Annotated in this window: 11 protein-coding genes and 1 rRNA gene; 2 read left to right on the top strand and 10 right to left on the bottom strand. The window is 72.2% G+C overall.

Annotation, left to right across the window (positions count from 1 at the left end; genetic code table 11):
• Positions 1 to 44 precede the first annotated feature (44 nt).
• Genes KUM40_RS38065 through KUM40_RS38075 form a run of 3 tightly spaced genes read right to left on the bottom strand, consistent with a single transcriptional unit; the run spans position 45 to position 2135 of the window.
• On the bottom strand, positions 45 to 950 hold the full coding sequence (locus tag KUM40_RS38065) for an NAD kinase (RefSeq protein WP_217170891.1): 906 nt from the start codon (positions 948 to 950) through the stop codon (positions 45 to 47).
• Entirely contained in the window at positions 947 to 1762 is an 816-nt protein-coding gene (locus tag KUM40_RS38070; RefSeq protein WP_217170892.1) for a hemolysin, read from the bottom strand. The genes KUM40_RS38065 and KUM40_RS38070 overlap by 4 nt, the downstream gene beginning before the upstream one ends.
• Before the next feature lie 7 nt (positions 1763 to 1769).
• A complete protein-coding gene (locus KUM40_RS38075) occupies positions 1770 to 2135 on the bottom strand; it encodes a hypothetical protein (RefSeq protein ID WP_217170893.1) in 366 nt (121 codons plus the stop codon).
• 42 nt (positions 2136 to 2177) lie between these two features.
• Here KUM40_RS38075 and KUM40_RS38080 point away from each other — a divergent pair, with 42 nt between their 5' ends.
• Positions 2178 to 2525, top strand: coding sequence for an SCP2 sterol-binding domain-containing protein (locus tag KUM40_RS38080; protein WP_217170894.1), 348 nt, complete (start codon positions 2178 to 2180; stop codon positions 2523 to 2525).
• Here the strand turns inward: KUM40_RS38080 and KUM40_RS38085 are convergent.
• From KUM40_RS38085 to KUM40_RS38100, 4 genes are all read right to left on the bottom strand, one after another.
• A complete protein-coding gene (locus KUM40_RS38085; protein ID WP_217170895.1) occupies positions 2509 to 3408 on the bottom strand; it encodes an ABC transporter ATP-binding protein in 900 nt (299 codons plus the stop codon). The two genes, KUM40_RS38080 and KUM40_RS38085, sit on opposite strands and share 17 nt — an antisense overlap.
• Positions 3405 to 4442 carry an iron chelate uptake ABC transporter family permease subunit gene (locus KUM40_RS38090; protein ID WP_217170919.1) on the bottom strand — a complete coding sequence of 346 codons (1038 nt, stop codon included), beginning with the start codon at positions 4440 to 4442 and terminating at the stop codon, positions 3405 to 3407. Before KUM40_RS38090 ends, KUM40_RS38085 begins: the two co-directional genes overlap by 4 nt.
• A gap of 50 nt (positions 4443 to 4492) precedes the next feature.
• The gene (locus KUM40_RS38095) at positions 4493 to 5539 is read right to left on the bottom strand and encodes an iron ABC transporter permease (RefSeq protein ID WP_217170896.1); all 1047 of its coding nucleotides are present in this window, start codon (positions 5537 to 5539) and stop codon (positions 4493 to 4495) included.
• 222 nt (positions 5540 to 5761) lie between these two features.
• Positions 5762 to 6805 (bottom strand): HAD-IIA family hydrolase, encoded by a 1044-nt coding sequence (locus KUM40_RS38100; protein ID WP_217170897.1) that lies wholly within the window; start codon positions 6803 to 6805, stop codon positions 5762 to 5764.
• 72 nt (positions 6806 to 6877) lie between these two features.
• Between KUM40_RS38100 and KUM40_RS38105 the strand changes: the two genes are divergently transcribed.
• Entirely contained in the window at positions 6878 to 8170 is a 1293-nt protein-coding gene (locus tag KUM40_RS38105) for a DUF1015 domain-containing protein (protein WP_217170898.1), read from the top strand.
• Positions 8171 to 8268: 98 nt separating this feature from the next.
• On the opposite strand, the gene KUM40_RS38110 is transcribed toward KUM40_RS38105, so the two are convergent.
• The 3 genes from KUM40_RS38110 to rrf all read right to left on the bottom strand — a co-directional run bounded on the left by KUM40_RS38110 (position 8269) and on the right by rrf (position 10213).
• On the bottom strand, positions 8269 to 9012 hold the full coding sequence (locus KUM40_RS38110; RefSeq protein WP_217170920.1) for a tetratricopeptide repeat protein: 744 nt from the start codon (positions 9010 to 9012) through the stop codon (positions 8269 to 8271).
• The gene (locus tag KUM40_RS38115; protein WP_308401326.1) at positions 8904 to 9875 is read right to left on the bottom strand and encodes a hypothetical protein; all 972 of its coding nucleotides are present in this window, start codon (positions 9873 to 9875) and stop codon (positions 8904 to 8906) included. Before KUM40_RS38115 ends, KUM40_RS38110 begins: the two co-directional genes overlap by 109 nt.
• Positions 9876 to 10096: 221 nt before the next feature.
• Positions 10097 to 10213: ribosomal RNA gene (gene rrf / locus KUM40_RS38120) — 5S ribosomal RNA — on the bottom strand.
• Positions 10214 to 10397: the final 184 nt, after the last annotated feature.

A 10397-nucleotide genomic window follows, 5' to 3' on the forward strand; every position in this document is an offset into this window, starting at 1 on the left:
GGCGGCCCGCGACGCACCGCACCGGAACCACCCCTTCGAGATCGCTAGTGCGGCGCCCCGCGCCACCCCGACACCGGCAGGGCGAACTTCGCCACCAGCCGGTCGGTGAAGGACGCATGGTGCAGCCGAGCCAGCCGCACCGGCACCGCCCCCCGCCGCACCTCGACCCGCGCCCCGGGTGGCAGCTCCACCGTCCGCCGCCCGTCGCACCACAGGACCCCCGGCGGGACGTGCGGCAGCACCTCCACCGCGAGCACCGAGTCCGGCGAGGTCACCAGCGGCTTCGCGAACAGCGCGTGGGCGCTGATCGGCACCATCAGCAGCGCCTCCACCTCGGGCCACACCACAGGGCCGCCGGCCGAGAAGGCGTACGCCGTCGACCCGGTCGGCGTCGACAGCACGATGCCGTCGCAGCCGAACCCCGTCACCGGCCGCCCGTCGATCTCCAGCACGACTTCCAGCAGCTTCTCGGCGCCGGCCTTCTGCACGGCCGCCTCGTTAAGCGCCCAGTCGGTGTGCACGATGTCGCCGTTGCGGTGCACGACGACGTCGACGGTCATCCGCTCCTCGACCTCGTACGCCCGGTTCACCACCCGGTCGACGACCTTGTCGAGGTCGTCCCGCTCGGCCTCCGCGAGGAACCCGACCCGCCCGAGGTTGACGCCGAGCATCGGCACCCCGGAGGCCCGGGCGAACTCGGCGCCGCGCAGCAGCGTCCCGTCGCCGCCCAGCACGATGAGCAGCTCGCATCCGTCGAGGCACTGCGGAGTGGCCTCGCCGACCAGCTCCACCTCTCCCGGCAGCGGGAGGTCACGCGCCTCCGCCTCCAGGACCCGTACCCCGATCCCGGCCCGCTGCAGCCCCTTGACCACCAGCTCCGCGCTGCGGATGGCAGCGGGGCGCCCGGTGTGGGCGAGCAGGAAAACAGTACGCGCTCGGTTCTGTGTCAACGCGGCCCCTCCGCCACTGCACGGTCAACGTCGGCCGGGTCCAGTTCGCCGGCCCCGGCCCGCAGCCACAGAAAATACTCGACGTTCCCGGAGGGACCCGGCAGCGGGCTGGCGGTGACCCCCTTCACCCCGAGTCCCAGCTCCCAGGCCTTCCGGGCGACTGTGCGCACGGCCTCGGCCCGCAGTTGCGCGCTGCGTACCACTCCCCCGCTGCCGAGCCGCTCCTTGCCCACCTCGAACTGCGGCTTCACCATCATCACCAGGTCGGCGTCCGGCCGCGTGCACCGCACGAGGGCGGGCAGTACGAGTCCGAGCGGGATGAAGGACAGATCCCCCACGACAAGGTCCACGGGCTCCCCATCGATCGCTTCCGGCGTCAACTCGCGTACGTTCGTACGGTCCTTGACGGTGACGCGTTCATCCTGCCGAAGACTCCAGGCGAGTTGTCCGTATCCGACGTCCACGGCGACGACGTGCGCGGCACCGGCCCGCAGCAGTACGTCGGTGAAGCCGCCGGTTGAGGCGCCGGCGTCCAGCGCCCGCCGCTCCTCGACGACGAGCCCCCGCGGTACGAACGCGGCCAGCGCGCCGGCGAGCTTGTGGCCGCCGCGCGAGACGTAGTCGGGGTCGCCGTCGTCTACGGTCACCACGATCGCGGCGGCGGTCTCGACCTGCGTGGCGGGCTTGGTCGCGACGGTCTTGCCGACGGTGACCCGCCCGGCGGCGATTAGCTGGCTCGCGTGCTCGCGCGAACGCGCGAGCCTGCGGCGGACCAGCTCCGCGTCGAGACGGCGGCGTGCGACTCCTGCCACGTTCGGTTCAGCTCCTGTCTTCGTACGACGACGGGGATGTCAGGGGTGTCGGAGGTGTCGGAGGTGTCGGGGATGTCGGGGCTGTCGAGGGCGCCGGAGGTCCCGGGCGGGCGTCCAGCGCGGTGAGCGCGTCGCGCAGCCCCCGGTGCACATCCTCGTACACCTCGACATGCCCGTCCGTGGCCAGGTGGTCGGCGTCGGCCAGCCGCGCCAGCCGCGCGTCCACCTCGGCGTTGCCGGTGGGGGCGCGGGGGACGTCCAGCGGGGCGGGGACCGCGGGCTCGTACCCGGACTCCGCCTCCCGGACCTCCGGCCCGGCCTCGGTCTCCTGGGCCGCCGACTGGGCCGCCGGCTCCGGTACTGCGTCGCTCATGCCCCGACGCTACCGCGTACCGCTGGGGTACGGTTCGTCCCGATGGCGACGACTGAGGAGTGCCGTGCCGCACTCGACAAGCTCTCGGACACCATGCGCGGCGCCGAAGGGGACGTGCGGTCGGCCACGGAGCTGGACCGCTCGGTGAGCTGCCACATCACCGACCTGGACGTCACCTTCGCCGGACGCATGGCGGACGGCGGTATCGACGTGCGCGAGACCCTTGCGGGGCCGCCGCGCGAGAAGGCCGAGATCAGGCTGGCGATGACCGGCGACGACCTGGTGGCCCTGGTGGCCGGCGAACTGAACTTCGCCAAGGCCTGGGGCTCGGGCCGGGTGAAGCTGGAGGCGGGCCTGCGCGATCTGTTCCGCCTCAGGAAGCTTCTGTAGCCGCCACCTTCTCGGCCGTCTTGCCGAGCTGCGTGCCGCTTGCGCCCCGCGCCTTGCGTGCGGCCGGCACCACCAGCGGCGTGCCCGTCTCCGGGTCGTCGATGACCTGGCAGCGCAGCCCGAAGAGCCGCTCGACCAGGTCGGCGGTGACGATGTCCTTCGGCGCGCCCTCGGCGATGATCTCCCCCTCGCGCAGGGCGATGAGGTGGGTGGCGTAGCGGGCGGCGTGGTTGAGGTCGTGCAGGACGGCCACAAGCGTGCGGCCCTGTTCCTCGTGGAGTTCCGCGCACAGGTCGAGGACGTCGATCTGGTGCTGGATGTCCAGGTACGTCGTCGGCTCGTCGAGCAGCAGCAGCGGGGTCTGCTGGGCGAGCGCCATGGCGATCCACACGCGCTGGCGCTGCCCGCCGGAGAGTTCGTCGACGTAGCGCTCGGCCAGCTCGGAGATGCCGGTCTGGGCCATCGACTCCTGGACGACCCGCTCGTCCTCGGTCGACCACTGGCGCAGGATCCCCTGGTGCGGGTAGCGGCCCCGTCCGACGAGGTCGCCGACGGTGATGCCGTCGGGCGCGATGGACGACTGCGGCAGCAGGCCGAGGGTCCGCGCGACCTGCTTGGCGGGCATCGACTGGATGACCGACCCGTCGAGCAGCACCCGGCCCTCGCTGGGCTTGAGCATCCGCGACAGGGCCCGCAGCAGGGTGGACTTGCCACACGCGTTCGGGCCGACGATCACGGTGAAGGAGTTGTCGGGTATCTCCACCGACAACTGCTCCGCGATGACCCGCTGGTCATAGGCGAGGGTGACGTTCTCGGCGGTCAGGCGGTTCACGTTGCTCCTTTGGTTGTTCAGCCCACTGCGGACACCGGTGCCGGCGCTCATATCCGGCCCGCCTTGCGCTCGGTGACCAGCAGCCACAGCAGGTAGACGCCGCCCAGTACGCCGGTGACCACGCCCACGGGCAGTTGGTCGGCGCCGAAGGCCCGCTGCGAGATCCAGTCGGCGCCGACCAGGAGGGCGGCGCCCATGCACAGGGACGGCAGCAGGTTGGGCCCCGGCGAGCGGGTCAGGCGCCGGGCGAGCTGCGGCGCCGTGAGCGCGACGAAGCCGACCGGCCCCGCGGCGGCGGTGGCCGCGGCGGTGAGCAGTACGGCGGCCACCATCAGCAGCGCCCGCACCCGCTCGACGCGCACACCGAGGGCGTACGAGATGTCGTCGCCCATCTCCATCATCCGCAGCGCCCGTCCGTTGGTGAGCACGAGCGGGACGAGCACGGCGCACAGGGCGAGCAGGGGCCAGACCTGGTCCCAGTCACGGCCGTTGAGAGATCCGGTCATCCAGACGACGGCACGGGAGGCGTCGACGATGTCGGCCCGGGTGAGCAGGTAGCCGTTGACCGCCGTGACCATCGCGGACACCCCGATACCGACCAGGACCAGCCGGTACCCGTGCACGCCCCGCTTCCAGGCGAGCACGTAGATGGCGAATCCGGTCACCAGGCCGCCGGCGAGCGCGCCGAGGGTGACCTGGGCCGAGCTGCCGGAGAACAGGACGATCATGATGAGCGCACCGGCGGTCGCGCCCTGGCCGAGGCCGAGGACGTCCGGACTGCCGAGGGGGTTGCGCGAGATGGCCTGGAACAGCGCACCGCCCACCCCGAGCGCACCGCCGACCAGCAGCCCGACCAGGACCCGCGGCAGCCGCAGTTCGTTGACGATGAACTCCTGGCCGGCGTTGCCCTGTCCGACCAGGGTCCTGAGCACGTCGGCGGCCGATATCGGGAAGTCGCCGGTGCCGATCAGCAGCACGCTGGCGGTGAGCGCGACGAGCAGCAGCAGGACGACGACGACCACGGAGCGGACGTCGACGCGGAACGAGAGCCCGCCCGGGCTGCGCACGGCTCGGTTGCGCTTCACGGTCTTCGCGAATTTCACGGTCGTCGCGGTCTTCGTGGTCTTCGTGGTCTTCACAACTGGGCCGTCCTCCGCCGTCGTACGAGAAAGATGAAGACCGGCCCGCCGAGGACGGCGGTGACGATGCCGACCTGAAGCTCCGCGGGCCGTGCGACGATCCGGCCGAGCACGTCCGCGCCGAGCAGCAGCACGGGCGACAGGATCGCCGCGTACGGGAGGATCCAGCGCATGTCGGGTCCGGTGAAGGAGCGGACGATGTGGGGGACCATCAGCCCGACGAACACGATCGGCCCGCAGGCGGCCGTCGCGGCCCCGCACAGCACGGTCGCGGCGAGCATGGACAGCGCCCGGGTGCGGTTCAGGTTGGCGCCGAGGGCCCTGGCCGTGTCGTCGCCCATCTCCATGGCGTTCAGCGGCCGGGACAGCGCGAGGGCGAGGACCGTGCCCGCCACGAAGAAGGGCAGCACTTCCCGGATCGTCCCGGTCGTCGCCGAGGCGAGCGAACCGACCGTCCAGAAGCGCATCCTGCCCAGCGCCGCGTCGTCCATGATCATCACGGCCTGGAGGTAGCCGAAGAGCGCGGCGCTGATCGCGGTGCCGGCCAGTACGAGTCGCACCGGCGTGGCCCCCCGGCTGCCGCCCAGGAACCAGACCAGCGCGCCGACCCCCGCCGCACCGGCGAAGGCGAACCAGACGTACCCGGTCAGCGAGGTGACGCCGAAGAAGGTGATGGCCGTGACGACGGCCGCGGAGGCGCCCGCGTTGATGCCGAGCAGCCCGGGATCGGCCAGCGGATTGCGGGTCAGCGCCTGCAGTACGGCTCCCGCGAGGCCGAGCGCGGCGCCGGCCAGCAGACCGAGCACGGTCCGCGACACCCGCTCGCCCACCACGACGTCGCCGTAGGTGCCCGAGTCGTGGAAGAGGCCGTGCCAGACCTGCGCCAAGGACAGGTCCTTCGCGCCGATCGCGACACTCGCCAACGCGATGAACACCAGGACCGCCGCGGCGACGGGCAGCCCTGCGGCACGCAGGACACGGCGCTTGGCGGGCGGCGCGGGAGCGGTCTCCGCGCGCTGTTCGGGGGGACTGTCGACCAACACGTGGTTAGGCTAGCCTACCCTGCCAAGCGATCACGATCCCGAGGCCGCACCCCGCCCGTCCCGAGGCATTCCCCGCCCGTCCTGAGGCGCTCCCCGCCCGTCCCGTGGCGGCTCTCCGCCCGTCCCGTGGCGGCTCTCCGCCCGTCCCGAGGCGGCTTCGCGCCCTCCCGTGGGTGGGCCCCCCGCCCCTCCCGCGGCCCGGCTTCTTCTCCTCGCGCCGGCTCACAACCCCAGCCGCGCCAACGCCTTCCCCGAGTCCAGCCCGCACCCTTCCTCCCCGCCGGCCGTCCAGGCCGCCGCGCACAACGCCCGCAGCCCGTCCAGCGCCGCGCCGTCGCCCTCCAGCTCCAGCCGCTCCTCTCCGGCTCTCGCCGTCCAGCCGCCGCAGCGGAAGCCGCCGTCCGCGCCCGCGCCCGCGTCGCCCGTGACGTCCGGCTGTCCGGTGAGCAGTCCGCGCAGATCGGCATCGACGTACGTCGGCCGGTGCTGCGGCGGCGCCGCAAGCAACTGCGCCCCGTCGGTCACGCCGGTCAGGACGAGCAGCGAGTCCACCTCCCCGTTGAACGCCCCCTCGATGTCCGTGTCGAGCCGGTCCCCCACCACCAACGGGCGCCGGGCGCCGGTCCGCAGGATCGTCTCGCGGTGCATGGGAGGCAACGGCTTCCCCGCGACCTGCGGCTCCGCGCCGGTGGCGATGCGTACGACCTCCACCGCCGCGCCGTTGCCCGGGGCGATCCCCCGGGCGCCCGGGATCGTCAGGTCGGTGTTGGAGGCGTACCAGGGCACGCCGCGCGCGATGGCGTAGCAGGCCTCGGCGAACCGCCCCCACGGCAGCTCCGGGCCGCCGAATCCCTGCACCACGGCCGCCGGATCGTCCTCGGCCGACTCCACGGGCTCGAGACCGCGCTCACGCAGCGCCACGCGCAGCCCCTCCCCGCCGATCACCAGCACCCGCGCCCCCGAAGGCACCTGCTCGGCGATCAGCCGGGCCACCGCCTGCGCCGAGGTGATCACGTCGGCGGCACCCGTCGCCATCCCCAGCTCGCTCAGGTGCGCGGCCACCGCGTCGGGAGTCCGCAGCGCGTTGTTGGTGACGTACGCCAGGCGCATGCCGCCGTCGCGGGCCCTGGAGAGGGACTCGACGGCGTGAGCGATCGCGTTCCCCCCGGCGTACACCACGCCGTCCAGGTCGAGCAGCGCCGTGTCGTAGGCCTCGCTCAGGTCCCGCCCACTGCCCTCGGGACTCGTCCTGACGCTCCGGCTCATTGCACATCGCTCCTCGTTCGTCGCCTTTCCCCCGATCATCCCCCATGCCACTGACACACGTACGATGCCGGGATGAACTCTGCAGGTCACCCGGAAGCAACGGTGCGCCGGGGCCTGGAACTCACCCCGTTCCGAGGCCTTCGCTACGACCCCGACCGGGTCGGCAGCCTGGCCGCCGTGACGTCCCCGCCCTACGACGTCGTGGTCCGCCCCGACGGCCTGCTCCACCTCGAGTCCGCCGACCCGCACAACATCGTCCGGCTGATCCTGCCCCAGGCAGCCACCCCCGAGGCGCGCAACGAGCAGGCAGCCCGGACCCTGCGGCGCTGGACGGCGGAGGGCGTCCTGACCGCCGACCCCGAACCGGGCCTGTACGTCTACGAACAACGCGACGGCGAAGGCATGCTGCAACGCGGCATCATCGGCGCCCTGCGTGTGTCGGACCCGTCCGAGCAGGTGGTCCTGCCGCACGAGGACGTCATGCCCCACGTCGTCGCCGACCGTGCGGGTCTCATGCGGGCCACGTGGGCGAACCTCGAGCCCCTCCTCCTGACCTACCGCGGCGACGACGACACTCCGGTCACCACCGCGCTGGTGGAACGCACCGCCGAACAGCCGCCGCTTCTCTCCACGGCCACGGAGGACGGTTTCTGCCACCGCCTGTGGTCGGTCACCGACCCCGACGCCGTGACCCGCGTCCGGACCGAGCTGGCGCGGCACCAGGCCCTCATCGCCGACGGCCACCACCGCTGGGCGACCTACCGCACGCTCCGCGCGGAACACCCCTCCCCCAGCCCCTGGGACCACGGACTGGTCCTCCTGGTCGACACGGCCCGCTATCCGCTCCGCGTCCGCGCGATCCACCGCCTGCTGCACGGCATCCCGGTGGCCGACGCCGTGGCCGCCCTGGACGGCCACTTCCGCGTCCGCCGCCTGGACACGCCCCTCGCCGAGTCCCTGGACGCCCTGGCGAAGGCGGCGGTCGCGGGCAACGCCTTCCTGCTCGCCGGCGACGGCGCCTTCCACCTCGTCGACCTGCCGGACCCCGGCCTGCTGGCCCGCACGGTCCCCACCGACCGCCCCGAGGCCTGGCGCACCCTGGACGCCACCGTCCTGCACGCCACGCTCCTCGCCCACGTCTGGCACGTCCCCGACGACTCGGCGGCCCACATCTCCTACATCCACGACACACCGGCCACCGTCGAGAAGGCGGAACGCGACGGCGGTACGGCGGTGCTGATGCACCCGGTCCGCGAGGAGGTCGTCCGCGACCTGGCCCGACAGGGCGTCACGATGCCCCGCAAGTCGACGTCCTTCGGCCCGAAGCCGGCCTCGGGCCTGGTACTGCGCGCCCTGGACCTCTGACCCGGGCGACGACGAAGGGGGCGGGACCGTGGACCGGTCCCGCCCCCTTCGTCGTCATGTCCTTCCACGCCCCGGCCTACGACGCCACGGCATGGACGTCAGTCCTTGTCACCGTCCTCGGCGGCCGGGCTCTCCACGTCGCCCTCGGGCTCGCCCTCGCGCTCGTCAAGAGCGTCCACGAACTCCACGCCGTCCAACTCGGCGAGCCGGTCGGAGGCGTCCGTGCTGCCGTCCCGGTCGGACTCCACGGCCTTCGCGAACCACTCCCGCGCCTCCCGGTCCCGGCCGGCGGCCAGCAGCGCGTCGGCATAGGCGTACCGCAGTCGCGCGGTCCACGGCTGTACGGAGTTGGAGGCCAGCTCGGGGCTCTGCAGGGTCACGATGGCCGCGTCCAACTGCCCCATGTCACGCCGGGCGCCGGCCGCCACGAGGCGCATCTCGACCTGACCGGCCTTGTCCAGCTTGTGCACCTCGGGGGTGCCGGCCATGTCCAGCGCCTTCTCCGGCCGGCCGAGCCCACGCTCGCAGTCGGCCATGACCGGCCACAGCTCCACGGACCCGGTCATCCGCCGCGCGGCCCTGAACTCCGCAAGCGCCTCGCTGTACTTCTGGTTGGCGTACGCCGCGAACCCGGCCGCCTCCCGTACGGCAGCGACACGCGAGGCCAGCCGCAGGGCCACTCTGGAGTAGCCGTACGCCGACTCCGGGTCCTCGTCGAGCAGCCGGGCGACCATCACCAGGTTCCTGGCGACGTCCTCCGCGAGCGTCTTGGGCAGGCTCTGCAGCTCCTGCCGTACGTCCTTGTCGATCTCGTCGCCCGTGACCTCCTCGGGGATCGGCAGGCGCTTGATCGGCTCACGGTCACGGTCCCGCTCCTCACGGAAGCGGCCACCGCCTCCCTGCCGGTCGTCACGCCCACGGAATCCACCGGGCCGCCCGCCACGGTCGTCGCGCCTGGGCCCCCGTCCTCCGCGATCGTCCCGCCCACGGAACCCACCGCGGTCGCCTCCGCGGTCGCCACCCCGGCTGTCGTCACGACGGCCGAAGCCCCCACGCTCGCCACGGTTGTCGTCCCGACGGAACCCACCACGATCACCGCGGTCATCGCGACGGAACGGGGGACGGTCCCCACCCCGGTCATCCCGGCGGTCGTCGCGACGGAAGGGGGGACGGTCACCGCCGCGGTCGTCACGACGGTCGTCCCGGCGGAAGGGGGGACGGTCGCCACCCCGGTCGTCGCGACGGAAGTTGGGACGGTCACCACCACGATCACGATCGTCCCGACGCCCGTAACCACCACCGCGGTTGTCGTCACGACGGTCATCGCGGCGATCGTCACGACGGAAACCACCACGCTGCCCACCACGGTCATCACGACGACTGTCGTCGCGCCGGCCGAAGCCGCCCCGATCTCCGCGGTCGTCACGGCGGTCGTCGCGACGGAACGGGGGACGGCCCCCGCCCCGTTCGTCACGACGGTCATCCCGGCGAAACGAGGGACGGTCACCGCCGCGGTCGTCACGACGGTCGTCCCGGCGGAAGGGGGGACGGTCGCCACCCCGGTCGTCGCGACGGAAGTTGGGACGGTCACCACCACGATCACGGTCGTCCCGACGCGGCCCACGATCACGATCGTCCCGACGGAAGCCCCCGCGCTGCCCGCCGCGGTCATCACCCCGACGGTCGTCACGGCGGAATCCGCCACGGTCACCACGCTGACCGCTACGGTCGCCGCGGTCACCACTGTCCCGTCGGCGCTGGTCGCGCTCCGGTCGGTCGTCGGGAGAGTTGGTGGACATCGGTGACTCCTGTCTTCGGTACCGCAAGTCATTCTCGCGCAGCCGGGTACCCGGTGCGCCCTGGAAAAACGAAAGGACCCCTGGTCCCCAGCTGAACGCTGGGGACCAGGGGTCCTTTCCAAAGATTGTTCGGCGGCGTCCTACTCTCCCACAGGGTCCCCCCTGCAGTACCATCGGCGCTGTAAGGCTTAGCTTCCGGGTTCGAAATGTAACCGGGCGTTTCCCCTACGCTATGACCACCGAAACCCTAATGGTTTCGAGCGAACAAGCACACTCTTCAATTGTTCTGTTCAAGCTCGAAAGCCGACAACTGTTCGTTGTCTCAGAACTAACACAGTGGACGCGAGCAACTGAGGACAAGCCCTCGGCCTATTAGTACCGGTCACCTCCACACCTCACGGTGCTTCCAGATCCGGCCTATCAACCCA

The organism is Streptomyces sp. AC512_CC834 (genome assembly GCF_019049325.1).
Lineage (GTDB): Bacteria > Actinomycetota > Actinomycetes > Streptomycetales > Streptomycetaceae > Streptomyces.

What these genes read in the sequence shown, in the direction of transcription:
- KUM40_RS38075 (WP_217170893.1), bottom strand. Translation starts at nt 2,135, where the DNA reads ATGAGCGACGCAGTACCGGAGCCGGCGGCCCAGTCGGCGGCCCAGGAG.
- KUM40_RS38080 (WP_217170894.1), top strand. Translation starts at nt 2,178, where the DNA reads ATGGCGACGACTGAGGAGTGCCGTGCCGCACTCGACAAGCTCTCGGAC.
- KUM40_RS38085 (WP_217170895.1), bottom strand. Translation starts at nt 3,408, where the DNA reads ATGAGCGCCGGCACCGGTGTCCGCAGTGGGCTGAACAACCAAAGGAGC.
- KUM40_RS38100 (WP_217170897.1), bottom strand. Translation starts at nt 6,805, where the DNA reads ATGAGCCGGAGCGTCAGGACGAGTCCCGAGGGCAGTGGGCGGGACCTG.
- KUM40_RS38105 (WP_217170898.1), top strand. Translation starts at nt 6,878, where the DNA reads ATGAACTCTGCAGGTCACCCGGAAGCAACGGTGCGCCGGGGCCTGGAA.